The following is a 23,873-nucleotide window of genomic DNA, read 5'->3' on the forward strand; positions in this document are numbered from 1 at the left end:
GAGCCTGACATGAGCACGCTCTCCCGCCGCCATTTCATCGTCACCGGCGCGGCCGCCAGCGGCGCGGCATCGGCGATCTTCTCGTGGTGGCGCTGCAGCGTCATGCGCGCCATCTCGATCAGCTTGCCGTTCAGCGTGCGCTCGCCGTGCGCCAGCAACAGCTGCACCGCACCGCGGTGGTCGCCCGCCAGCGTGTGCGACACCGCCTGCTCGGCCATCTCGTTGATGTGCTGCTGCGCATCGCGCACGCGCTGCGCATGCGGCGGGTGGCTGGAGGCGGTGCGCGCCAGCAGCTCGGCCAATCCCTTCGCGCTCGCGAAACGCAGCGCCAGCGCGTCGACCCAGTCGTCGGCGCCGTCCAGCTTCAGCTCGGCGGCGGTCAGCTGCGACACCATGCTCAGCACGTTGCACGCGGCTTCCATGTCGAGGCCCGGTTCGCGCAAATCGCGCGTGATCTCGCGCACCGCGGCGATGGCCGCGCCGAGCTGCTTCTGCAGCATCAGGTTGAACACCTCGACCACCGCGCTGAAGCGCTGCAGGCGCCGGCTCTGCGGTACCTTCTGCAGCGCATGCTGCAGGTTGTCGAGGCAGCGCTGCAAGCCCTTCGAATCGCGCTGGTGGAAGCGCGTGAAGGCCAGCAGCACCAGCGTCTGGTAGTCGAACATCTTCGAGCTGATGCCGACCGAGGCGGCGCGCTCGAGCATGCGGCCCGCCTCGTCGCGATCGCCCATGTAGAAGGCCAGCATGCCGTGCTTCTGCAGCCGGCTGATCGAGCCCGGCGTCAGCGCGGTGGCGCGCTTGTAGGTGTCGAGCGCGCTCTGCAGGTCGCCTTGTTCGACCTGCACGCGGCCCATCACGTCGTAGGCGTCGACGAAGCTCGGGTGGTCGCCGATCAGGCTCTCGAGCGTGCGCAAGGCCGGGCCCGACTGGCCGGCGTCGAGCTGGCTGCGGGCGATGCCCAGGCGCGCCCACGGGATCGCGCCGGTCTTCTGCACCGCCTCGAACATCGCACGGGCTTCCTGGTGCTTGTTCACGCGCAGCAGCAGTTCCGAGCCGATGCGCGCGGCGTACAGCCAGTACGGGCCGCGCTGCTCGAAGCGGGCGGCGCACAGCGCGGCGCCGCGTTCGAAATCGCCTTCCTCGATCGCGAGGAAGATCTCGCCGAGCGATTTCTTGCGCCGGCGCGCCTGCATCAGGCGTTCGCCCAGCGCGGTCGCGGTGTGGGGCTTCAGCAGGTAGCTGTCGAGCGCCGACTCGGCGGCATCGGCCACCAGCGCGTACGAGGCTTCGCTGGTGACGATGATGAAGACAGTGGACAGCGGCAGCAGCTGGCTGCGCCGCAGGTCGTCGAGCAGGTTCTGGCCGGAGTAGCCGGTGGCGCTGAAGCTGTGCTCGCACAGCACCACGTCGAACGGGCGGGCTTCCAGCTGCTTGCGGGCGTCTTCGATGCGGCCGCACTGCACGACCGTGCCGACGCCGAAATCGCGCAGTTGCGCACAAAGAATGCTGCGCGAGGTCGGGTTCGGGTCGATGACCATCGCCCGGCACTGCGCGATATCACGGTCTAGCGGGGCCATCCCCCCCATATCGGTCAGGTGGGATGGCCGCTTGAGCGCTTGCCTACTTGAACAGGTCTTTCACGTGGTCGGTCCAGCTCTTGGCATTCGGCGAATGCTTGCCGCCCGACTTGGCGAAGGACTCTTCCAGCTCCTTCAGCAGCTTGCGCTGGTGCTCGGTCAGCTTGACCGGCGTCTCGACGCTGATGTGGCAGTACAGGTCGCCCGGGTAGCTGGAGCGCACGCCCTTGATGCCCTTGCCGCGCAGCCGGAAGGTCTTGCCGTGCTGGGTGCCCTCGGGCAGCTCGATCTCGGCCTTGCCGCCCAGCGTGGGCACCTCGATGCCGCCGCCCAGCGCCGCCAGCGTCAGCCCGACCGGCACGGTGCAGTGCAGGTCGTCGCCGTCGCGCTCGAAGATCTCGTGCTGCTTGATGCGGATCTCGATGTACAGGTCGCCGGCCGGGCCGCCGTTGGTGCCCGGCTCGCCGTTGCCGGCCGAGCGGATGCGCATGCCTTCGTTGATGCCGGCGGGGATCTTCACCTCCAGCGTCTTGGTCTTCTTGATCTTGCCCTGGCCGTGGCAGGTGACGCACGGCTCGGGAATGATCTTGCCGGTGCCGTGGCAGTGCGGGCAGGTCTGCTGGATGCTGAAGAAGCCCTGGCGCATGTGCACCGTGCCGGCGCCGTTGCAGCTCGGGCAGGTCTTGGCGCTGGTGCCGGGCTTGGCGCCGCTGCCGTGGCAGGTCTCGCACTCTTCCCAGCTCGGGATGCGGATCTGCGTCTCCTTGCCGCGCGCCGCCTCTTCGAGCGTGATCTCCATCGCGTAGCTCAGGTCGCTGCCGCGGAACACCTGCTGGCCGCCACCGGCGCCGCGGCGCTGGCCGCCACCGCCCTGGCCGCCGAAGATGTCGCCGAAGATGTCGCCGAAGGCCTCGGCGAAGCCGCCGAAGCCCTCGCCACCCTGGCCGCCGGGGCGGAAGCCGCCGGCATTCGGGTCGACGCCGGCATGGCCGTACTGGTCGTAGGCCGCGCGCTTCTGCGCGTCGGAGAGCATCTCGTAGGCCTCCTTGACCTCCTTGAACTGCTCTTCCGACTTCTTCGCCCCGTCGCCCTGGTTGCGATCGGGGTGGTGCTTCATGGCCAGCTTGCGGTAGGCCTTCTTGATGTCCTCCTCGGTCGCGTTCTTCGCGACGCCGAGGACTTCGTAGTAATCACGCTTTGCCATGGGTGCTCATGCTGAATTTGGAACCCCCCCGAAGCGCCTTCGGCGCCTCCCCCTCAAGGGGGCGCCGCCAGCGGCCCGGCAAAGCCGGTTCCGCGGCGGCCGCTGGGTCGACCTGTTTTTTTACGCGTGAAGTGTGAAGCAGATTTGCCTTACTTCTGGTCTTTCACTTCCTTGAACTCGGCGTCGACGACGTTGTCGTCGGCCGGCTTCGACGAAGCCGCCTCGGCGTGCGGTTGCTGCGCGCCGCCACCCGCCGCCGCGCCCGCGCCGGCTGCCGCCTGGGCGGCCTGCGCATCGGCGTAGACCTTCTCGCCCAGCTTCTGGCTGGCGGTCATCAGCGCTTCGCTCTTGGCCTCGATGGCCGCCTTGTCGTCGCCCTTCAGCGCTTCCTCGGCGTCCTTCAGCGCGGTCTCGATCTTTTCCTTCTCGCCGGCGTCGAGCTTGTCGCCATGCTCGGCCAGCGACTTGCGCACGCTGTGCACCATCGCGTCGGCCTGGTTGCGGGCCTGCACGAGTTCGAGCTTCTTCTTGTCCTCGGCGGCGTTCAGCTCGGCGTCCTTCACCATCTGCTGGATCTCGGCCTCGTTCAGGCCGGAGTTCGCCTTGATGACGATCTTGTTTTCCTTGCCGGTGCCCTTGTCCTTGGCGCCGACGTGCAGGATGCCGTTCGCGTCGATGTCGAAGCTCACCTCGATCTGCGGCGTACCGCGCGGCGACGGCGGGATGCCTTCGAGGTTGAACTCGCCCAGGCTCTTGTTGCCCGAGGCCATCTCGCGTTCGCCCTGGTACACCTTGATCGTCACGGCCGGCTGGTTGTCGTCGGCGGTCGAGAAGGTCTGCGCGAACTTGGTCGGGATGGTCGTGTTCTTCGTGATCATCTTCGTCATCACGCCGCCCAGCGTCTCGATGCCCAGGCTCAGCGGGGTCACGTCGAGCAGCAGCACGTCCTTGCGGTCGCCGGCCAGCACCTGGCCCTGGATCGCGGCACCGACGGCCACGGCTTCGTCAGGGTTCACGTCCTTGCGCGGTTCCTTGCCGAAGAACTCCTTGACCTTCTCCTGCACCTTGGGCATACGGGTCATGCCACCGACCAGGATCACGTCGTCGATCGCGTTCACCGCGACGCCGGCATCCTTGATGGCGGTGCGGCACGGGGCGATGGTGCGCTCGATCAGCTCTTCGACCAGCGACTCGAGCTTGGCACGCGTCAGCTTGATGTTCAGGTGCTTCGGGCCCGAGGCATCGGCCGTCACGTAGGGCAGGTTGATGTCGGTCTGCGAGCTGTTCGACAGCTCGATCTTCGCCTTCTCGGCCGCTTCCTTCAGGCGCTGCAGCGCGAGCACGTCCTTCGACAGGTCGACGCCTTGCTCTTTCTTGAACTCGGTGATGATGTAGTCGATGATGCGCTGGTCGAAGTCTTCGCCGCCCAGGAAGGTGTCGCCGTTGGTCGACAGCACCTCGAACTGCTTCTCGCCGTCGACATCGGCGATCTCGATGATCGACACGTCGAAGGTGCCGCCACCCAGGTCATACACCGCGATCTTGCGGTCGCCCTTTTCGTTCTTGTCGAGGCCGAACGCGAGCGCCGCGGCGGTCGGCTCGTTGATGATGCGCTTCACGTCGAGGCCGGCGATGCGGCCCGCATCCTTGGTGGCCTGGCGCTGGGCGTCATTGAAGTACGCCGGCACCGTGATCACCGCTTCGGTGACGGCTTCGCCCAGGTAGTCCTCGGCGGTCTTCTTCATCTTGCGCAGCACTTCGGCGCTGACCTGCGGCGGCGCGAGCCGGTTGCCGCGCACCTCGACCCACGCATCGCCGTTGTCGGCCGGCGCGATCTTGTAGGGCATCAGGTCGATGTCTTTCTGCACTTCCTTCTCGGTGAACTTGCGGCCGATCAGGCGCTTCACCGCATACAGCGTGTTGCGCGGGTTGGTGACGGCCTGGCGCTTGGCAGAGGCACCGACGAGGATCTCGCCATCTTCCTGGTAGGCAATGATCGACGGCGTGGTGCGCGCACCCTCGCTGTTCTCGATCACCTTGGTGGTGTTGCCTTCCATGATGGCCACGCACGAGTTGGTGGTGCCGAGGTCGATGCCGATGATTTTTGCCATGTGGTTCTCCTGAATTCCGAAAATCTTGATGTTGTCGAGTTGTGGATAAGTCGGGCCGTTTCAAGGGGCCGGGCTTGTGGATGACTTGATCCTGGTCACTTCGGGGCCGCGACTGTCACGAGCGCCGGGCGCAGCACGCGGTCGGCGATCAGGTAGCCCTTCTGCAGCACGGCCACGACGGTGTTGGCCTCCTGCTCGGCCGGCACCATGCTGATCGCCTGGTGATGGTGCGGGTCGAACTTGGTGCTGGCCGGCGGGTTGATCTCGAGCACCTTGCTGCGCTCGAGGGCCGCCGACAGCTGGCGCAGTGTGGCATGCACGCCTTCGAGCAGTTGCTCCGGCGTCGCGGCCTGGATCGCGATCGCGGCCTCGAGGCTGTCTTTCACCGGCAGCAGGCTGTCTGCAAAGCCTTCGACGGCGAACTTGCGCGCCTTGGCGATCTCTTCTTCCGACCGGCGGCGGATGTTTTCGGTCTCGGCCTTGGCGCGCAGGTAGGCGTCGGACATCTCGGCCAGGCGGGCTTCCAGGTTGGGCTCGGTCGTTTGCGCGGCACTGCCTGCGCTGTCGGCCGGCGTGTCAAGTCCTTGATCTTGCGAAGAATTTTCTGGATTTTGCATGGGTGGATCCTGTCGAATGGCGCGCATATGAGCGCTTTGCCCCGTGTTTCAAGAGGGGCTTTCAAAATAATGCAGGGCCCCGCGCTGGATGGCACGTGGGACCGCGCGGGAAAAAGGCAAGGGCCGGTCGACCCGTGCCGAGGGTTACTCGGGGTCGATGCTGGCGCTCCAGCGGTTCCAGTCGGCGAGGTTGCGCCGGTCTTTCTTCGTGGGGCGTCCCTGTTCGATGGCCAGCGCCGGTTCAGCGGCCAGCTTGCGCTGCTTCGCCGCCTCGTCGCGGCGGGCCACGCTCTCGGCCGTCTCTTCGTACAGCGCCTGCGCGACCGGTGCCGGCCCGCGCTGGTGGCTGAGGCCGAGCACGACGATGCTGCGGGTGACGGGGCCCTGGCGCATCTCGAGGCGATCGCCCGGCTTCAGCTCGCGCGCCGGCTTCGCGGCCTGGCCGTTCACCTGGATGCGGCCCTTGTCGATCTCTTGCGTCGCGAGGCTGCGGGTCTTGAAGAAACGGGCGGCCCACAACCATTTGTCGAGCCGCACGCCGTGGTCGTCGGGGGTGCTGGAAGGTGACTTCGCCATGGACGGTTCGGGGACGGTGCACGCAGTGATCGGGTGCCCAGTGTAGGCAGGATTCAGGCCGGTGGCACCTCGGTCACGGGCCTGAATCGCACCGTTGCGTCGAGGCCGGCGAGGCGCCCGGCGTACTGCCGGTTCTCCAACTCGAGCGTCGCGCCGATCGAATTGCAGATCTCGCGGCAGATCGACAGCCCGAGCCCGCTGCCCACTGTCGGATGCCCGGTGTGGAACGGCTCGAACAGCCGCTCGCGGAACTCGGGCGCGATGCCCGGGCCGCTGTCGCTGATCAGCAGCTCGGCGTTCGCGACCCGCAGCAGCAACTCGCCGCGCTTCGGGGTCTCGCGGATCGCGTTGTGCAGCAGGTTGCGCAGCAGCTCGCGCACCATCCATTCATGGCCGTGCACCAGGCTCGTTTCGGCCTGCAGCTCGAAGTCGAGGTTGCGCTCGCCGATCAGCGGCGACAGGTCGATCGCCACCTCGCGCGCCAGCTCGCCCAGGTCGGCGGTGGCCGGCTCGGGCTGGCCCTGCACCTGCTCCACCTTCGCCAGTGCGAGCATCTGGTTGGCCAGCCGGATCGCCCGGTCGACGGTGGCGTGCATCGCCGGCAGGGCCGCGCTCGCATCCTTGCTCGGCGCGCACATCGCCGACTGCACCTGCGTCTTCAGCACCGCCAGCGGCGTGCGCAACTGGTGCGATGCATCGCGCACGAACTGCCGCTGGTGGCCGTGCAGGCGCTGCAGCCGCTGCATCAGCTGGTTCACCGCGCCCAGCAGCGGCGACAGCTCGGTCGGCAGGTTCGGGTCGGTGACCGGCGACAGGTCGCGGTCGCTGCGCGATTCGAGCTGCGCGCGCAGCGCCTCGATCGGCCGCAGCGCATGGGCGACGACGAACCAGGTGATCAGCGCGACGACGCTGATCAGCAGCGCCTGGCGCACCAGCGTGTCCATCAGGATCTGGCGCGCGAGCCGGCGCCGCACCTCCAGCGTCTCGGCGACCTGCACCAGCGCGACGCCGCGCGCGTCGGGGCTGGCCACCGGCTGGTAGAGCGCCGCGATGCGCACCGGTTCGCCGCGGAACTCGCCGTCGTAGAAGTCGACCAGCGCGTCGTAGGCCGAGCGCTGCGGCGGCGTGCGCGCGTAGGCCGGGAAATCGGCATAGCCCGACAGGAACTCGCCACTGAAGCCGCTGATGCGGTACATCATCCGGGCGTCGCCGTTGTCGAGCATCTCGAGCGCGTTGTACGGCAGCTCGACGCGCAGCTCGGCGCCCTTGATCGACAGCAGCTCGCCGATGTTGCGCGCCGAGCTCAGCAGCGTGCGGTCGTAGGCCAGCGAGATGGCGTCGAGCGCGCGCTGGTAGAGGCTGACGGTGTCGAACGCGATGAAGCAGGCGATCGGCAGCACGATCCAGCCCATCAGCCGGCGCCGCAATGAGTAGGCTGTTGGGTGTGTCATGCGCTGTTGCGTCATGGGTTGCCGGCGACCGGGTCGGAGCGCAGCAGGTAGCCCAGGCCGCGCAGCGTGATCAGCGAGACCCCGGAGCCGGCCAGCTTCTTGCGCAGCCGGTAGGCCACCACCTCGATCGCTTCGAACTGGATGTCGGTCTCCATCGGAAACACGACGCGGAACAGCTTTTCCTTCGGCACCGCATGGCCGGGCCGCGCGATCAGCGCCTTCAGCAGGGCCTGCTCGCGCGGGGTCACGTCGAACACGCGGCCGTCGAGGTAGCACGCCCCGGACGACAGCTCGAGCGTCAGCGCGCCGCAGGCGAGTTCTTCCGATTCGGTGCTCGCAGTGCGCCGCAGCAGCGCCCGGATGCGGGCCTCGAGCTCGTCCAGGTCGAACGGCTTGGCGAGGTAGTCGTCGGCCCCGGCGTTCAGGCCCAGCACCCGGTCGCCGACCGCGCCGCGGGCCGTCAGCACCACGATGGGGACGCGGATGCCCTCGGCGCGCGCACGGTGCAGCACCTGCAGGCCGTCCAGGCCGGGAATCGTCAGGTCGAGCAGCGCCAGGTCGGGCGGCTGGTTGCGCAGCTGCTGCAAGGCATCGCTGCCGTTGTGCACGACGGCCATGTCGAAGCCGCGCCGTTCGAGCGCCAGCTGCAGCGCCTGCGCCATCGCGAGGTCGTCTTCCACCAGCAGGAGTTTCATGGCCGCGAGTGTGCCCTGCCGCGCAAGGGGGTCTCGCCCGGGGCGAACCCGGCCTGACAGGCAGACGACAGCGCTGACGGCAGGGAATGACAGGCGTCTGACAGTCTGATGCCGCGACCCCAGGGCTTGCCCGGATGTAACCGGGCGCCCCTGCGATCAGGATGGCGCCTCTGTTCCGTGCATCACCCTCTCAAGGAGACTTACCCATGCGACGCCTCTTGCTCAAAACCCTGCTGTTGCCGCTGGCCCTTGCGTCCGCTTCCGCGGCCGTGTTCGCCCAGGACAACTTCAAGGTGATGATCGGCGCCAACCCCGGTGGCGGCTATGACCAGTGCGGCCGCGGTATCGGCAAGGCCCTGCAGGAAGCGGGCGTGGCCGGCTCGGTCACCTACGAGAACAAGGGCGGCGCCGGCGGCACGATCGGGCTGGCCCAGTTCGCGAACGCCTCGAAGGGCGACCCGAACGCGATGATCGTCGTCGGCGCCGTCATGGTCGGCGCGATCGTGCAGAACAAGCCGCCGATCACGCTGAGCGACGCGACGCCGGTGGCGCGCCTGCTGGCCGAGTACAACGTGTTCGTCGTGCCGGCCAATTCGCCGCTGAAGACGATGAAGGATGTCGTCGAGCAGATGAAGAAGGACCCCGGCAGCGTCAAGTGGGGCGGCGGCTCGAAGGGCTCGGTCGACCACGTCAGCGTCGCGATGATCGCGCGCGAGGCCGGCGTCGACGCGACCAAGATCAACTACGTGCCGTTCAAGGGCGGCGGTGAAGCCACGGCCGCGGTGCTGGGCGGCCACATCACGGTGGGCACCAGTGGCCTGGCCGAGTTCGAGGAGTTCATCAAGACCGGCAAGATGCGCGCGATCGGCGTCACGGCGCCGAACCGCATCCGCGGCTCCGACATCCCGACGCTGATCGAGCAGGGCATCAACGTGTCGATCGGCAACTGGCGCGGCGTCTACGGCGCGCCCGGCATCACGCCGGCGCAGCGCCAGAAGCTGGTCGACGCGGTCGCCAAGGCCACCAAGACCAAGAGCTGGGCCGAGACGCTGGCCAGCAACAAGTGGAACTCGGCGCTGATGACCGGCGACGACTTCGGCAAGTTCGTCGACGACGACACGGCCCGCCTGCGTGCGCTGATGCTGAAGCTGGGCATGCTGTAAGCGCGCCGGGTCGCGCGCACCACGCAGTTCGGCTGGCCGGCGCCTGTGCGCCGGCCAGCCTGCGTTTGCGGGATGGAATGACGGAAGGACGTAAAACATGAAGAGCAAGCGATCCGAGATCGGCCTCGGGGCCGGCGCGATCGGACTGGGGGTCTTGATGGCCATCGGTGCGGCGCAGATCAAGAGCGAGGCGGGCTATGCCGGCGTCGGCGCGGGCTTCCTGCCGTGGCTGATGGCGGCCGCGATGGCGCTGTGCGGCGTGCTGCTGATCGTGCAGGCGACGACCGGTGGTTTTCGCGCGATGCCCGAGGGCAGCGACGACATCCCGCCGCCGCACTGGGTCGGCATGGCCTGGCTGTCGGCCGGCCTGCTGCTGAATGCGGCGCTGATCACCCACGTCGGCTTCATCCCGTCGTGCTCGCTGCTCTTCGTGCTGGCGGCACGCGGCTTCCGGCTGTCGATGGGGGCCGGGCGCGCGACGCTGGCCGACTGGGTGCGGGACGTGCTGATCGGCGCGGCGCTGTCGGCGCCGGTGTACTGGCTGTTCACGAAGCTGCTGGGGCTGACGCTGCCCGGCCTCACCAGCTCAGGCTGGATCTGAAGTAGAGCATCACCATCATGGACATCTGGAATTCACTGCTGCAAGGCTTCATGACGGCGGGCACGCCGATCAACCTGATGTGGGCGTTTCTCGGCTGCCTGATCGGCACCGCGATCGGGGTGCTGCCCGGCATCGGCCCGGCGCTGACGGTGGCGATGCTGCTGCCGATCACCTCGCACGTCGAGCCGACCGCGTCGATGATCATGTTCGCCGGCATCTACTACGGGGCGATGTACGGCGGCTCGACCACCTCGATCCTGCTGAACACGCCCGGCGAGACCGGCAGCATGGTCACCGCGATGGAAGGCAACCTGATGGCCAAGAGCGGCCGCGCCGGTGCGGCGCTGGCCACCTCGGCGATCGGGTCGTTCTTCGCCGGCACCATCGCGACCGTGCTCGTCACGCTGTTCGCGCCCGGCCTGGCCGAGTTCGCGCTGCGCTTCGGCCCGCCGGAGTACTTCGCGCTGATCCTGCTGGCCTTCACCACCGTGTCGTCGGTGCTCGGCCAGAGCACGCTGCGCGGCATGACCAGCCTGCTGCTGGGCCTGTCGATCGGGATCATCGGCATCGACCAGATCTCGGGCCAGGCGCGCTTCACGCTGAACAACGTGCCCGAGCTGGTCGACGGCATCGAGGTGGTGCTGGTGGCGGTCGGCCTGTTCGCGGTCGCCGAGGCGATGTACCTGATGATGTACGAGGGCCGCACGGACGAGACGCGCAACAAGATGTCCAGCCTGTGGATGACGAAGAGCGACTGGAAGCGCTCGTGGCCGGCCTGGCTGCGCGGCACGCTGATCGGCTTTCCGTTCGGCACCATCCCGGCCGGCGGCACCGAGATCCCGACCTTCCTGTCGTATGGCGCCGAGCGCAAGCTGTCGAAGCACCCGGAAGAATTCGGCACCGTCGGCGCGATCGAAGGCGTGGCCGGCCCCGAGGCGGCCAACAACGCGGCGGTGGCCGGCACGCTGGTGCCGTTGCTGACGCTCGGCATCCCCACGTCCACCACCGCGGCGATCCTGCTGTCGGCGTTCCAGAACTACGGCATCCAGCCCGGCCCGACGCTGTTCCAGACCTCGTCGGCGCTGGTCTGGGCGCTGATCGCGTCGATGTACATCGGCAACGTGATGCTGCTGGTGCTGAACCTGCCGCTGGTCGGGCTGTGGGTGAAGCTGCTGAAGATCCCGAAGCCGGCGCTCTACGCCGGCATCCTGATCTTCGCGACGGTCGGCGTCTACGGCATGCGCCAGTCGGCCTTCGACCTGTTCCTGCTGTACGGCATCGGGCTGCTGGGCGTCGTGATGCGCCGCTTCGACTTTCCGACCGCCCCGGTGATCGTCGGGATGATCCTCGGGCCGCTCGGAGAGGCACATATGCGCAATGCGATGTCCATTGGAGAGGGCAAATGGACGGTGTTCATTGAACGGCCGTTGTCGGCGACTATCCTCGCTGTGTGCGTGGCGGTCTTGATCGTCCCGCCGCTGTTGACCCGGTTCCGGCGCCGCCGCGTGGTGGCGCCGGCCTGACCGGCCCTCCCTCGCAGCAAGGATCCTCCATGAAGTCGAACCGTCGTTCCGTTCTCCGCTGGATGGCCGCTTCCACGGCCGCCGGCATCGCCCCCACGCTGCCGGTGGCCAGCCTGGCTGCCACCGTCGCGCCGCCGCTCGGCCGGCTGCGCATCATGATCCCGGCCAACCCGGGCGGCGGCTGGGACGGCACCGGCCACGCGGTCGGCGACGCGCTGTTGGCCGCCGGGCAGGCCAGCGAGATCGTCTACGAGAACAAGGGCGGCAAGGGCGGCATCATCGGGCTGGCCGAATTCGTGGAGAAATACTCGGATGCGCAGGATTCGGTGATGGTCGGCGGCTTCGTGATGGTCGGCTCGATTGCGCTGAACCGCCCGGCCATCACGCTGGCCAAGGTGAAGCCGGTCGCCCGCCTGACCAGCGAGGTGCTGGCGCTGGTGGTGCCGGCCGATTCGAAGTTCCAGACGATCAAGGATTTCCAGGCCGCGCTGGTCAAGAACATCACCGAGGTGCCGCTGGCCGGCGGCGGGGCAGGGGGCGTCGACCACATGTGCGCGGCGCTGGTGGCGCGTGCGGCCGGGGCCGATCCTGGCCGGCTGGTCTATGTGCCGTCGAGCAGCGGGGCCGAGGTGATGCAGGCGCTGGCCGCCGGCAAGGTGGCGGCGGCGGTGTCGGGCTTCGGCGAGCTGAAGTCGGGCATCTCGTCGGGCAAGCTGCGGGCGCTGGCGATCAGCTCGCGGCGCGGCCTGTTCGGCATCCCGTCATTCCGCGAGCAGCGCCTCGACGTCGACCTGGCGAACTGGCGCGGCATCTTCGCGCCGTCCGGCATGTCCGATGCGCAGGTGGCCAACGTGCGCACGGCGCTGCAGAAGGCGACCCAGCACCCGAGCTGGCAGGCCGCGCTGGTGCGCAACGACTGGCAGCCCAGCTGGCAGGTCGGCACCGAGTTCAGCGAGTCGATGGAGCTCGACAAGGCGATGGCCGACGCGCTGGTCTACATCCTGAAGCTGAAGACGGCCTGATCACCACCCCTGCATGTGACGGGTCGCGATGCCGGTGAGCGCCGCGATCCACTCATGCTGGTCGTTCAGGCAGGGGATGTAGTTGAACTCCGCCCCGCCCGCGTGCAGGAAGGCGTCGCGCGCCTCCTGCGCGATTTCCTCGAGCGTCTCCAGGCAGTCCGCGGTGAAGCCCGGGCACATCACGTCGACGCGCTTGACGCCTTGCTTCGCCAGCCCGACCAGCGTCGGCTCGGTGTAGGGCTGCAGCCATTCAGCCTTGCCGAAGCGGCTCTGGAAGGTCACGACCCATTGGCCGTCCTTCAGGTCGAGCCGCTGCGCCAGCAGGCGCCCGGTCTCCAGGCATTCGCTGTAGTAAGGGTCGCCGAGGTCGCGCGTGCGCCGAGGCATGCCGTGGAAGCTCATCACCAGCTTGTCGGGCCGGCCATGCGACATCCAGTGGTCGGACACCCGCTTCGCGAGCGCCGCGATGTACGCCGGGTCATCGTGATAGCGGTTGACGAAGCGCAGCTCGGGCAGCGCGCGCACCTTCTGCGCCCACTGGTAGATCGCATCGTTGACGCTCGCGGTCGTCGCCGCGCAGTACTGCGGGTACATCGGCAGCACCAGGATGCGGGTGGCGCCTGCCGCCTTCAGCGCGTCGAGTTCGCGGCCGATCGCCGGCGTGCCGTAGCGCATCGCGAACGCCACCGGCACCCTGCGGCCGCGCTCGCCCAGGTAGCCGGCCAGCAGCTTGGCCTGCTTCTGCGTCCAGACCTTCAGCGGCGAGCCTTCGGGCAGCCACACCGTCGCGTACTTGGCGGCCGACTTGGCCGGCCGCACGCGCAGGATGATGCCGTGCAGGATCAGCCACCACAGCACCCGCGGGATCTCGACGACGCGCGGGTCGCTGAGGAACTGGGCGAGGTAGCGACGCACCGCGGGCGCGGTCGGGGCATCGGGGGTGCCCAGGTTGCACAGCAGGATGGCGGTGCTGGAGGCGGGACGGGCGGGAGCGGGAGGTTCGGCGAAGAAGCGCATCGGCCGGATTATCGCGGCAGCCTCCCGCGGCTGCGTCAGCCGGCCAGCGCGCCGGCCAGCGCGGGCGATTGCAGCAACTGGTCGATGTCGGCCACCACCGCGGCGATGTCGATCGGCTTGGTCCAGTAGCCGATGAAGCCGGCCTCGTACGCGCGCTGCACGTCCTCGGGCATCGCATCGGCCGAGCACATGTAGGCCGGCGCGCGGGCCAGGCCCGGCAGCTTGCGCAGCTGGTGCAGCACCTCGAAGCCGGTCATGCCCGGCAGGTGGGCGTCGAGCACCAGCACCTCGGGCTGCCATTCGCGCGCGATCGCCAGCGCCTCTTCGCCATCCTCGGCGATGCGCAGGTCGATCGTGCCGTGGTGCATGCGCAGCGCCTCCTCGAACAGGATCGCGTTGATGCGGTTGTCCTCGACGTACATCATGCGCAGCGCACTGCGGCCTGCAGGCGCAGGGGCGGTCGCGGCATCGCACAGGGCATCGGCCAGCGGCGCGGGCTCGCTGCTGGCCGCCTCGAGATCGCAGACCATGTCGAGCCGCACGCAGGTGCCCTGACCGAGCGTGCTCGTCACCTGCAGGTCGCCGCCGATCGCCTGCATCAGGCTGCGCGCGATGATCAGGCCGAGGCCGGTGCCCTCGATGGCCGAGGTCTCCCTGCCGAGCCGCTCGAAGGGCTGGAACAGCCGGCCCATCTGCTCGGGCGTCAGGCCGGCGCCTTCGTCCTCGATCATCAGCGTGAGCCGCTCGGGGCTGTCCTGGCGCACCGTCCAGCGCACCGCGCCGCCGGGGCGGTTGTACTTGACCGCGTTCGACGCCACGTTCAGCAGCACCTGGCGCAGCCGCTGCGCATCGGCCTGCACATGCAGCGGCGACGGCAGCTCGTTCTCGAAGCGGATCCCGCGCGTGTGCGCCATCGGCGCCAGCAGGTCGATCGTGCGCGCGACGATGTCGTCGAGCGCCACCCGTCCCATGTCCAGAGTCAAGGCACCTTCCTCCACCTTCTGCAGGTCCAGCACATCGTTGATCAGTGCCAGCAGGTGCTGGCCGGCGTCCAGCACGTGGTCGGCATAGTCGTGCACCTTGTCGAGGTCGACCTCGTCGACGCTCATGCGCATCAGCTGCGAGAAGCCGATCACCGCGTTGAGCGGCGTGCGCATCTCGTGGCTCATGCGCGACAGGAACTCGCTCTTGGCCCGGTTGGCGAGCTCGGCGGCCTGCTTGTCGCGCAGCGCCTGGTCGGCCTGCTTGGTGCGCGTGATGTCGGAATGCGTGCCGACCACGCGGCGCGGGCTGCCGTCGGCATGCCGCTCGACGATCTTGCCGCGGTCGAGCACCCACAGCCAGTGGCCTTCGCGGTGCTGCAGCCGGTGCTCGGTCTCGTAGGCCTCGGTGTCGCCGCGCCGGTAGGCCTGGATGGCCCGCATCACGCGCGCCTTGTCGTCCGGGTGGATGCGGCGCGACCACTCCTGGATGGTGTTGCCGACCTCGTCGTCGCGGTAGCCGAGCATCTCTTTCCAGCGCGGCGAGTAGAACGCGACGTTGCGGTCTTCGTCGAAGTCCCAGACGCCGTCGCCGGCGCCTTCGAGTGCGAACTTCCAGCGCTCCTCGGCCGCCTTCAGGGCCTGCTCGGCGGCGCGCTGCTGCGTCACGTCGCGCGTCACGTACAGCACGCGCGCTCCGGACATCGGCGAGATCCGCGCCTCGAAGCTGCCGGGGCGGCCGCCGGACGTCACCAGCTCGTACTCGAGGCACTGCACCTCGCCGGTCTGCAGCGCGCGGCGGATCGCCGGCAGCACCTGCTCGGCCAGCTCCTGCGTGACGCCCTGCACGAAGGGCCGGCCGCGCACGCTCTCCCAGCTGTGGACGAGGAAGGGGTGCTTCGGGTCGCCGCATTCGAGGTAGCGGCCATCGGCATCGAGCACGAACCAGAGGTCGGGCACGGCGGCCAGCACCGCGCCGAGCCGCGCCTGCGCCTCTTGCGCCTGCAGCTGCTGGCGCGCCAGCTCCAGTTCGGCGTGCTTGCGGTCGGTGATGTCGACCGACAGGTGCACCAGGCTGCCGTCGCGCAGGCAGCGGTCGTTGACGATCAACCAGCGGTTGCGCCAGCGCAGCTCGTGCTGGGCGCTTTCTTCGGAGACGAGGCCGAGCCGCCATTGCACGAAGGCCTCTTCGTTGCCGACCGCATCGGGGTAGTCGCCACGCGCCACCATGCCGCGCACCATCTCGGGCCAGGTCATGTCCTCGACCGGGAGGGTGCGCCCGACGGAGCGCCGCCAGGCCGCGTTCGACTGCAGCATGCGGCCGTCCGGCGCGCTGATCATCACGCCGGCGTTCATGCTCTCGAGCGCATCGCTCAGCAGCTGCTCGGCGCGGCGTGCGGCGCTTTGTGCCTGCAGCCGCGCATGGATGGTGGTGGCCGAGCCGCGGTAGCCGCGGAACCGGCCGTTGCTGCTGAACACCGGCACGCCGCTGATCGACAGCGTCAGCAGGCCGGCCGGGGAAGGGCGGTCGGCGACCAGTTCGGTGAACGGCTCGCGTTGTGCGAGCGCCGCCTCGTAGCGCGGCCACGAGGCGGCGTGCTCGCCGCCATGCGGCTGGTACAGCTCGGGGAAGCCGCGGCCCAGGTCGTGCTGCAGCGGCAGGCCGATGCAATGCTCGAAGTTTTCGGACAGCCAGCTGAGCCGGCCCTGGTCGTCGGTCTCCCACAGCCAGCTGTTGCCGGACTGGCTGGCCGCCCGCACGCGGGCCTCCTGCAGCCGCCAGCGCTGTTCGCGCAGCCGGGCATCGAGCAGCGCGCTGGCCAGCAGCGCGAGCTCGTGCAGCGCCAGCCATTGCGCGGCGTCGAGCCGCGCCGGGGCGGTGTGGATCGCGCAGACCGTGCCGATGCGCCGATCGTCGACCCGCAGCGGCACCGACGCATAGGCGCGGATGCGCGGGCCGCCGGTGACCAGCGGGTTGTCGCCGAAGCGCGGGTCGTCCAGTGCGTCGGCGACCTCGAAGGCCGCGGGCTGCAGGATCGCGTGGCCGCAGAACGATTGGTCGCGAGGGGTTTCGCGCACGTCGAGGCCGACGGTGGCCGGGAACCACTGGCGCTCGGCGTCGACCAGGCTGATCGCGGCGATCGGCCAGCCGGTGCGGGCGGCGATCTGGCGGGCCAGCGCGACGAAGGCCGGATCGACGACGGTGTCGAGCACGCGGAGTTCGCGCAACACGCGCAGGCGCTCAGGCTCGTCGGCGGGCAGGTCGGCCGGTGTCATGAAGCGCGGAAGGCGGGATTCATGGGTGTGTGCTGCTCGGTGGCCGGTCGACTGTAGCGGACAATCCGACGGGTCGCCGCACCGTTGCCGCGCTGGATTCCACAGCCCCCATGACTGCTTTCCCTGTCAGTTCGCCGCTTGCCTTGACGCTGGATCTCGACGACACGCTGTGGCCGGTCTGGCCGGCGATCGAGCGGGCCGAACACCATCTGCACGGCTGGCTGCACGAGCATGCACCGGCCACGGCGCAGCGCTTCGATCCGCCGGCGCTGCGCGCCTTGCGCAATGCGGTGGAGGCCGAGCACCCGCAGTGGCGCCACGACCTGAGCGCGATCCGCCGCGAGAGCATCGCGCGCGCGTTGGCGATGACCGGGCACGATCCGCAGCTGGCTGTACCGGCGTTCGACGTGTTCTTCGCGGCACGGCAGCGGGTGGAGTTCTTCGACGATGCGTTGCCGGGCCTGGCGCGGCTGGCGGCGCGCTTTCCGCTGTATGCAGTGACCAACGGCAATGCCGACCTGGCGACGGTCGGCATCGCGCAGCATTTCCAGGGCAGCCTGAGCTCGCGCGAACTCGGCATCGGCAAGCCGGATGCGCGGATCTTTCACCTGGCCTGCGAGCGGCTGGGTGTGCTGCCGGCGCAGGTGCTGCATGTCGGCGACGATCTGCAGCTCGACGTGCATGGCGCGCGCGATGCCGGATTGCAGGCGCTGTGGCTGCATCGGCCGGGCCATGCGGTGGGGGATCTGCCGGCCGGTTGCGGTCAGGCGGCCACCTTGCTTGAACTCGCCGAGATGCTCGGCTGCTGAGTGTTCAGCGGTTGAATTCGAACGGCGCCTGCGGCTGCGTGTCGGAGAACTTCATCACTTCGAAGCGCACGCACGGCGAGGTCGGATCGACCGGCGAGGCCCCCAGCCCGATCGCGCCGCTGCCGTGCAGCGTGCAGGTGCCGCGGCGCAACTGCACGATCTCGGAATCGCTGGAGAAGCGCACGTAGGTGCCGTTGTAGCTGAGGTCGGTCAGCTGGAAGGCGCCGCCATGCCAGTCGATGCGCGCATGCGAGCGCGAGACCCGCGAATCGTCGATGCAGTAGGTGGCCTGCGGGCTGCGGCCCAGCACCACCGGCAGGCTCGGGCCCGCATAGACGCGGTTCAGGTCGAGCCACGCGAGGCGGATGCCTTCGGGCTCGGTGGTGGTCGGCAGCAGGTCCCCATAGGCCGTGGCCGCGGTGTCGCCGAAGCGCCGGCCTTCGAGCAGGTAGACGTGCACCGGCTCGACGCGGCCGCGCAACTGCACGCGGTCGAGGCTGCGAAAGCGCGCGCTGTTCTCGGCGTCCTGTGCCGAGAACACGGTGGCGGTGGTCAGGGTCTCGTTGTCGCCGGCATGGTCGAGCAGGCGCGCCGCGACGTTGACCGCATCGCCGAAGCAATCGCCCGACATCGCGACCACCTCGCCGTGCGCCAGCCCGACCTGCAGCTTCAGCACCGGCGAGCGCTGCACCGCGGCTGGCGAGCCGACGGCAGGGTTCGACGGCGGCACGATGCGGTCCAGCGACTCGTGCATGCCATCGGCGGCGGACACCGCTTCGATCGGGTTCTCGAACACCGCCATCAGGCCGTCGCCCAGCGTCTTGACGACGGTGCCGCGGCAACTGGTCACCACATGGGCCAGCAGCGCGACGCTGTGGGTGACGACCGTCGTGGCCTCGGCGTTGCCCAGCGTCTCGTACAGCGCCGTGCTGCCGCGGAGATCGGCAAACAACACGGTGCGCTGCAGGATCTGGGTCATAAGCGTGAAGTTTATGGCAACTGGCGGCCTCGGAAGGCGCAAAAAAGGCCCCGAAAGCAGTGCTCGCGGGGCCTTTGCAGCGAGGCTGCAGGTCGATCAGAGGTTGTCCAGATACGTGCGCAGCTTGTCCGAACGGCTCGGGTGCTTCAGCTTGCGGATCGCCTTCGCCTCGATCTGGCGAATGCGCTCGCGCGTCACGTCGAACTGCTTGCCGACTTCTTCCAGCGTGTGGTCGGTGCTCATCTCGATGCCGAAGCGCATGCGCAGCACCTTGGCTTCGCGCGGCGTCAGGCTGTCGAGGATGTCCTTCACCACATCGCGCAGGCCGGCCTGCATCGCCGCTTCGATCGGCGCGGTGTTGTTGGTGTCCTCGATGAAGTCGCCCAGGTGCGAATCGTCGTCGTCGCCGATGGGGGTTTCCATCGAGATCGGCTCCTTCGCGATCTTCATGATCTTGCGGATCTTGTCTTCCGGGATCTCCATCTTCTCGGCCAGCGTCGGGGCATCGGGTTCGAAGCCGAATTCCTGCAAGTGCTGGCGCGACAGCCGGTTCATCTTGTTGATCGTCTCGATCATGTGGACCGGGATGCGGATCGTGCGCGCCTGGTCGGCGATCGAGCGGGTGATGGCCTGGCGGATCCACCACGTCGCGTAGGTCGAGAACTTGTAGCCGCGGCGGTATTCGAACTTGTCGACCGCCTTCATCAGGCCGATGTTGCCTTCTTGAATCAGGTCGAGGAACTGCAGGCCGCGGTTGGTGTACTTCTTCGCGATCGAGATCACGAGGCGCAGGTTGGCCTCGATCATTTCCTTCTTCGCGTCGCGCGAGGCCTTCTCGCCCTCGTTCATGCGCTTGTTGATCTGCTTCAGGTCCTCGAGCGGCACGACCGCGCGGGCCTGCTGGTCGGTCAGCTTCTTCTGCAGCTCCTGCACCGGCGGCAGGTTGCGCGCCAGCACCGCGCTGTACGACTTGCCCGCCGCCGCTTCCTTCTCCGCCCACTTCAGGTTCAGGATGTTGGGCGGGAAGTTCTTGATGAAATACTCTTGCGGCATGCCGCACTTGTCGACGAGGATCTTGCGCAGCTCGCGTTCGTAGCGGCGCACGTCGTCGACCTGCGAGCGCAGGATGCCGCACAGCTTCTCGATGGTCTTGACCGTGAAGCGGATCGTCATCAGCTCGGTGCTGATGGCCTGCTGGGCCTTGTTGTACGGCGCCGACTGGTAGCCGTCCTTCTCGAAGGCCTTGCGCATCTTGTCGAAGTTCTCGCGCAGGTTGGCCAGCTTGGTCAGCGCCGCGCCCTTCAGTTCTTCGAGCTTCTTGGTCAGCGCCTTGCTGCCGCCGTTGCCGTCGTCGTCGTCTTCCTCGTCGAAGAAGTCGACGTCTTCCTCGGCCACGTAGTCGTCCGCCTCGTCTTCGGAGACGAAGCCGTCGACCACCTCGGAGATCGTCATCTCGCCGGCGCCGATGCGGTCGGCATAGACCAGGATCTCGGCGATGGTGGTGGGCGATGCGCTGATCGCCAGCATCATGGCCTGCAGGCCGCCTTCGATGCGCTTGGCGATCTCGATCTCGCCTTCGCGCGTCAGCAGCTCGACCGTGCCCATCTCGCGCATGTACATGCGCACGGGATCGGTGGTGCGGCCGAACTCGGAGTCGACGGTCGACAGCGCCGCCTCGGCGGCTTCCTCGGCCTCTTCCTCGGTGGCGGTGGTGGTGCCGCCGCCGGCGATCAGCAGCGTCGCGGCGTCGGGCGCCTGCTCGTACACCGCGATGCCCATGTCGTTCAGCATCGACACGATGGCTTCGAGGATGTCGGCGTCGACCAGCTTCTCGGGAAGGTGGTCGTTGATTTCCTGGTGGGTCAGGAAGCCGCGCGTCTTGCCCATCTTGATGAGCGTCTTCAGCTCATGGCGGCGCTTGGCGACTTCTTCTTCGGTGAGCGCGGTCTCGTCGAGGCCGAACTCGCGCATCAGCGCGCGCTCTTTCGCGCGCGACACCTTCATGCGCAGCGGCTTGACCTTGGCGGTCTTGTCGTCGGTGCCGGCCGCTTCGGGCTCGGGCTCGCCTTCGATTTCGGCTTCGACGTCGGAGAAGTCCTCCTCGGGCACTTCTTCCTTCTTGGAGGCCACGGCGCCGGCCTTCGGCTTGCGGCCCGGCTTGCCCTTGGCTTCGGCAACGGCGACCGACTTGTCGGCTGCGGCCTTGGCGGCCGGCTTGGCGACGGCCTTCTTCTTGTCTTCAGCCTCGGCCTTGCCGGCCTTCACGGCTTTCGATGCAGCGGCGGGCTGTGCTGCCTTGGCGGGGGCGCTCTTCTTCGCGGTCATGCAAATCCTCGAATGGTGGTGGTCGTCACGCCGAACCAAGCCCCCAGGGTCCAAGCCAGGAGGCGGCTCGACTGGGCCCTGTTCAGCGGAGGTCCAAAGACGTAGCGAGGCCCGTATCAAGCCTTAGCTTGGGGCCGCAATCAATTGGGCAAGGTCGCGTGACATCTAACGGAGTACAGCCCTTGCGGGATAAGGTGGCCTTGCGGTGGGGACCCTGGGTCAGAGGGTGGCCGGGGCCCGGAGGTGCTGTCTTGGTACCGTTCGTCACTCTTGCCGAGTAACCCTCGATTATCGGCGAAAGAGTGCGTTACGTCAAAGTCACGTTGAAGGCGGTGGTTTCATGCTTTGCATGCGCTGTCGCTTCTGCGCATCGAGTTCGCGCCATTGCACGAGTGCCGCCGGGTCGGTTTCAGCCTGCCGGATCAGCAGCTCCAGGCGCGCCGACAGCAGCTCGACCCACATGCCGTCGATCACGCGGCGCAGGTCGGCGAACTGCATTTCGTCCTGCAGCACGCCCGGCGGGACGAGGCGGCGGCTTTCGTCCGCCCATTCGCCCTCGTGCAGGGCTTGCTCGAGCACGGCCCACGGTGTCGCCCCATGTTCCAGCAGGTGGCGCTCCAGCCAGGTGATCAGCGATCCGTGCGGCGCCGGCAGTTCGTGCAGCAGCTGGTGGTCGTCGGTGCCGAGCTGGTCCCACCAGTCGCTGTGCAGCAGCAGCAGCCGCAGCACGGTGTCCGCCGGGCTGGTGGGCAGGGTGCGCACCTTCGACTGCGGCAGGAACGGGCCGCTCTCCTCGTAGCGCTCCCGCTCGGCTCGCCTGGCCTTCCAGTCCTTGGACGACTCCTTGGTCCACTTGCGGCCGCCGCCGCCCGGGCTCCAGCCGCCGCCCTCGCGTCGCTGGGGGCGCTCGTGCTGGGCGGCCGGCGCGCCATCGTCCGGCGGGCCATAGCTGTCGTCGCTCGGCGGCTCGTGGCGGTTGGACGCGGAACCGCCGCCGTGCCGCGGCGCCGCCGAGGTCTGCCACAAGTGCGTCAGGTCGGTCGATGCGATGCCGCCTTGCTGCGCCAGCTCGGCCAGCAGCTGCAGCTTCAGCGCCCCGTCCGGCAGCGCCGACCACAGCGGCTTCGCGTTGGCGAGGAACTTGGCCCGGCCTTCGGCGGTCGACAGGTCGCCGCCATCGCGGGCGGCTTCGACCAGCTGGCGCGACAAGGGCACCGCCTGCGCGACGCAGGTCTCGAAGGCTGCGGCGCCCAGTTCGCGCACATACGAATCCGGATCGTGCTCGGTCGGCAGGAACAGGAAGCGCACGGTGCGGGTGTCGCTGGCGTGCGGCAGCGAGGCCTCGAGCGCGCGGCCGGCGGCGCGCCGCCCGGCGGCATCGCCGTCGAAGCTGAACACCACCGATTCGGTGAAGCGGAACAGCTTCTGCACATGCTCGGCCGTGCAGGCCGTGCCGAGCGTCGCGACCGCATTGTCGAAGCCGTGCTGGGCCAGCGCGACGACGTCCATGTAGCCCTCGACCACCAGCGCATAGCCGCGCTTGCGCAGCCCGGCGCGTGCCTCGTGCAGGCCGTACAGCTCGCGGCCCTTCACGAACACCGGCGTCTCCGGCGAGTTCAGGTACTTCGGCTCGCCCTTGTCGAGCACGCGCCCGCCGAAGCCGATCACGTCGCCCTGCACCGAGCGGATCGGGAACATGATGCGGTCGCGGAAGCGGTCGTAGCGCTTGCGTTCCTCGTCGTTCTCGCCCTGCGAGATGACGAGGCCGCTTTCCTCGAGCAGCGGGTCGTCGTAGCGCGGGAACACGCTCGCGAGCGCCCGCCAGCCGTCGGGCGCGTAGCCCAGCCCGAAGGCCGCGGCGATCTCGCCGCTCAGGCCGCGGCCCTTCAGGTAGTCGATCGCCCGCGGGCTGCCCTTGAGCTGCTTGCGGTAGCTCTCGGCGGCCTTGGCGAGCACGTCGCTCAGCGTGGCCTGGCGTTCCTTCAGCTCGGCGGCGCGTTCGCGCTCCTGCGGAGAGCGGTCGTCTTCCGGCACCGTGAGCCCGGCCTGCTGGGCCAGGTCGCGCACCGCATCGAGGAAGCCCATCCCCGAATACTCCATCAGGAAGCCCAGCGCATTGCCGTGCACGCCGCAGCCGAAGCAGTGGTAGGTCTGGCGCGTCGGGCTGACGGTGAAGCTCGGCGTCTTCTCGCCGTGGAACGGGCACAGGCCCTTGTGGTTGATGCCGGCCTTCTTCAGCTGCACGTGGCGGCCGACGACTTCGACGACGTCGATGCGGGACAGCAGTTCCTGGATGAAGCTCGGCGGGATCACCCCGCGAGTCTATCGAACCGCTCCGCGGGTACACCCCGAGGCACCGACTTGTGCGGCTTCGCACGATCCGGTCTTCCGGGCTGTTACCGATTGACGCAAGGGTGACCATGCTCGGTACACTTTTTGCACCGTGAAGCGCGATGCTGTGTCGTTGGGGCACGGCAGACCGGAGCCGGTGGCCGAAGGCGGAGACCCCGCACCAGGCCGCGTCGTGTCCGCCGTGAACAAGACCCTCGGAAGGAATCGTGTGCAGTTCAACTCAACGCCGGTACAGGCGCGTTTGCAGTTCTCGCCTCGCACACTGTGTCTCGCGCTGCTGGCTTCCGGGCTGATGGGGTCACTGCAGCCGGCCCACGCGCAGGCCGCGTCGGCGCCCGCCGGCAAGGAAGACGCCGCGCCGAGCGAGCGCGCCAAGCGCGAGGCGGACAACGTCTTCCGCTGGATCATGATCCACTCGGACAAGCCCCGTAAGCCCCGCGACGGCAAGGACGACAAGCCGGCCGCGGCCGCACCGGCGCCGGTCGCGAATGTACCCAGACCGGCACCGGCCGCACGCGTCGCGAAGGTGGGCGAGGGCAGCGCCGAGGGCTCGGTCGTCACGCCTGCACCGGCCCCGGCGGCCCGCACTGCAGC

General features: G+C 68.5%; 17 protein-coding genes and 1 pseudogene. 6 read left to right on the plus strand and 12 right to left on the minus strand.

Translation table 11 applies throughout. The features are described from left to right. The 7 genes from ACXJLU_RS25880 to ACXJLU_RS25910 all read right to left on the minus strand — a co-directional run. Nucleotides 1–1,538, minus strand: a 1,538-nt coding sequence (locus ACXJLU_RS25880; protein WP_457335953.1) for a response regulator, incomplete at its 3' end; no start/stop codon positions are given. Between the two features lie 82 nt (nt 1,539–1,620). Further along, a complete protein-coding gene (dnaJ, locus tag ACXJLU_RS25885; RefSeq protein ID WP_073466657.1) occupies nt 1,621–2,781 on the minus strand; it encodes a molecular chaperone DnaJ in 1,161 nt (386 codons plus the stop codon). Nucleotides 2,782–2,930: 149 nt separating this feature from the next. After that, a complete protein-coding gene (dnaK, locus tag ACXJLU_RS25890; RefSeq protein ID WP_457335956.1) occupies nt 2,931–4,892 on the minus strand; it encodes a molecular chaperone DnaK in 1,962 nt (653 codons plus the stop codon). A 95-nt stretch (nt 4,893–4,987) separates the two neighbouring features. Next, the gene (gene grpE, locus ACXJLU_RS25895; RefSeq protein WP_457335958.1) at nt 4,988–5,509 is read right to left on the minus strand and encodes a nucleotide exchange factor GrpE; all 522 of its coding nucleotides are present in this window, start codon (nt 5,507–5,509) and stop codon (nt 4,988–4,990) included. Between the two features lie 144 nt (nt 5,510–5,653). Further along, complete coding sequence (locus tag ACXJLU_RS25900; protein ID WP_457335960.1) at nt 5,654–6,085, minus strand: RNA-binding S4 domain-containing protein; 432 nt, start codon at nt 6,083–6,085, stop codon at nt 5,654–5,656. 53 nt (nt 6,086–6,138) lie between these two features. Then, nucleotides 6,139–7,536 carry a sensor histidine kinase gene (locus tag ACXJLU_RS25905; protein WP_457335962.1) on the minus strand — a complete coding sequence of 466 codons (1,398 nt, stop codon included), beginning with the start codon at nt 7,534–7,536 and terminating at the stop codon, nt 6,139–6,141. Between the two features lie 11 nt (nt 7,537–7,547). Next, nucleotides 7,548–8,231 carry a response regulator gene (locus ACXJLU_RS25910; RefSeq protein ID WP_457335964.1) on the minus strand — a complete coding sequence of 228 codons (684 nt, stop codon included), beginning with the start codon at nt 8,229–8,231 and terminating at the stop codon, nt 7,548–7,550. A 206-nt stretch (nt 8,232–8,437) separates the two neighbouring features. Between ACXJLU_RS25910 and ACXJLU_RS25915 the strand changes: the two genes are divergently transcribed. The 4 genes from ACXJLU_RS25915 (at nt 8,438) to ACXJLU_RS25930 (ending at nt 12,540) form a co-directional block, all read left to right on the plus strand. Continuing rightward, entirely contained in the window at nt 8,438–9,394 is a 957-nt protein-coding gene (locus ACXJLU_RS25915) for a tripartite tricarboxylate transporter substrate binding protein (protein ID WP_457335966.1), read from the plus strand. Nucleotides 9,395–9,491: 97 nt separating this feature from the next. Continuing rightward, on the plus strand, nt 9,492–9,995 hold the full coding sequence (locus ACXJLU_RS25920; RefSeq protein ID WP_457335968.1) for a tripartite tricarboxylate transporter TctB family protein: 504 nt from the start codon (nt 9,492–9,494) through the stop codon (nt 9,993–9,995). Nucleotides 9,996–10,012: 17 nt separating this feature from the next. Next, the gene (locus tag ACXJLU_RS25925; RefSeq protein ID WP_073466665.1) at nt 10,013–11,518 is read left to right on the plus strand and encodes a tripartite tricarboxylate transporter permease; all 1,506 of its coding nucleotides are present in this window, start codon (nt 10,013–10,015) and stop codon (nt 11,516–11,518) included. Between the two features lie 29 nt (nt 11,519–11,547). Continuing rightward, entirely contained in the window at nt 11,548–12,540 is a 993-nt protein-coding gene (locus ACXJLU_RS25930) for a Bug family tripartite tricarboxylate transporter substrate binding protein (RefSeq protein WP_457335970.1), read from the plus strand. Here the strand turns inward: ACXJLU_RS25930 and hemH are convergent, their stop codons facing one another. Both hemH and ACXJLU_RS25940 read right to left on the minus strand, forming a co-directional pair. Continuing rightward, nucleotides 12,541–13,557, minus strand: coding sequence for a ferrochelatase (gene hemH / locus ACXJLU_RS25935; protein WP_457335972.1), 1,017 nt, complete (start codon nt 13,555–13,557; stop codon nt 12,541–12,543). 35 nt (nt 13,558–13,592) lie between these two features. Then, nucleotides 13,593–16,814 carry a hybrid sensor histidine kinase/response regulator gene (locus tag ACXJLU_RS25940; protein ID WP_457335974.1) on the minus strand — a complete coding sequence of 1,074 codons (3,222 nt, stop codon included), beginning with the start codon at nt 16,812–16,814 and terminating at the stop codon, nt 13,593–13,595. Nucleotides 16,815–16,924: 110 nt separating this feature from the next. Between ACXJLU_RS25940 and ACXJLU_RS25945 the strand changes: the two genes are divergently transcribed. Further along, the gene (locus ACXJLU_RS25945; protein ID WP_457335976.1) at nt 16,925–17,623 is read left to right on the plus strand and encodes an HAD family hydrolase; all 699 of its coding nucleotides are present in this window, start codon (nt 16,925–16,927) and stop codon (nt 17,621–17,623) included. Nucleotides 17,624–17,627: 4 nt separating this feature from the next. Here ACXJLU_RS25945 and ACXJLU_RS25950 read toward each other — a convergent pair whose 3' ends face one another. From ACXJLU_RS25950 to dnaG, 3 genes are all read right to left on the minus strand, one after another. Further along, nucleotides 17,628–18,602, minus strand: coding sequence for an adenylate/guanylate cyclase domain-containing protein (locus tag ACXJLU_RS25950; RefSeq protein WP_073466669.1), 975 nt, complete (start codon nt 18,600–18,602; stop codon nt 17,628–17,630). Nucleotides 18,603–18,698: 96 nt separating this feature from the next. After that, on the minus strand, nt 18,699–20,927 hold the full coding sequence (gene rpoD, locus ACXJLU_RS25955; RefSeq protein WP_457335978.1) for an RNA polymerase sigma factor RpoD: 2,229 nt from the start codon (nt 20,925–20,927) through the stop codon (nt 18,699–18,701). 318 nt (nt 20,928–21,245) lie between these two features. Continuing rightward, entirely contained in the window at nt 21,246–23,240 is a 1,995-nt protein-coding gene (gene dnaG / locus ACXJLU_RS25960) for a DNA primase (RefSeq protein ID WP_457335980.1), read from the minus strand. A gap of 331 nt (nt 23,241–23,571) precedes the next feature. On the opposite strand from dnaG, the pseudogene ACXJLU_RS25965 reads away from it, so the two are divergent. After that, nucleotides 23,572–23,873: pseudogene (locus ACXJLU_RS25965) on the plus strand (hypothetical protein); the annotation flags it as partial.

The organism is Rhizobacter sp. P5_C2, from assembly GCF_054049715.1.

Excerpts from the sequence above, each read along its gene's own strand:
- dnaJ (WP_073466657.1), bottom strand. The coding sequence starts at position 2,781 with ATGGCAAAGCGTGATTACTACGAAGTCCTCGGCGTCGCGAAGAACGCG.
- dnaK (WP_457335956.1), bottom strand. The coding sequence starts at position 4,892 with ATGGCAAAAATCATCGGCATCGACCTCGGCACCACCAACTCGTGCGTG.
- grpE (WP_457335958.1), bottom strand. The coding sequence starts at position 5,509 with ATGCAAAATCCAGAAAATTCTTCGCAAGATCAAGGACTTGACACGCCG.
- ACXJLU_RS25900 (WP_457335960.1), bottom strand. The coding sequence starts at position 6,085 with ATGGCGAAGTCACCTTCCAGCACCCCCGACGACCACGGCGTGCGGCTC.
- ACXJLU_RS25905 (WP_457335962.1), bottom strand. The coding sequence starts at position 7,536 with ATGACACACCCAACAGCCTACTCATTGCGGCGCCGGCTGATGGGCTGG.
- ACXJLU_RS25910 (WP_457335964.1), bottom strand. The coding sequence starts at position 8,231 with ATGAAACTCCTGCTGGTGGAAGACGACCTCGCGATGGCGCAGGCGCTG.
- ACXJLU_RS25915 (WP_457335966.1), top strand. The coding sequence starts at position 8,438 with ATGCGACGCCTCTTGCTCAAAACCCTGCTGTTGCCGCTGGCCCTTGCG.
- ACXJLU_RS25920 (WP_457335968.1), top strand. The coding sequence starts at position 9,492 with ATGAAGAGCAAGCGATCCGAGATCGGCCTCGGGGCCGGCGCGATCGGA.
- ACXJLU_RS25925 (WP_073466665.1), top strand. The coding sequence starts at position 10,013 with ATGGACATCTGGAATTCACTGCTGCAAGGCTTCATGACGGCGGGCACG.
- ACXJLU_RS25930 (WP_457335970.1), top strand. The coding sequence starts at position 11,548 with ATGAAGTCGAACCGTCGTTCCGTTCTCCGCTGGATGGCCGCTTCCACG.
- hemH (WP_457335972.1), bottom strand. The coding sequence starts at position 13,557 with ATGCGCTTCTTCGCCGAACCTCCCGCTCCCGCCCGTCCCGCCTCCAGC.
- ACXJLU_RS25940 (WP_457335974.1), bottom strand. The coding sequence starts at position 16,814 with ATGACACCGGCCGACCTGCCCGCCGACGAGCCTGAGCGCCTGCGCGTG.
- ACXJLU_RS25945 (WP_457335976.1), top strand. The coding sequence starts at position 16,925 with ATGACTGCTTTCCCTGTCAGTTCGCCGCTTGCCTTGACGCTGGATCTC.
- ACXJLU_RS25950 (WP_073466669.1), bottom strand. The coding sequence starts at position 18,602 with ATGACCCAGATCCTGCAGCGCACCGTGTTGTTTGCCGATCTCCGCGGC.
- rpoD (WP_457335978.1), bottom strand. The coding sequence starts at position 20,927 with ATGACCGCGAAGAAGAGCGCCCCCGCCAAGGCAGCACAGCCCGCCGCT.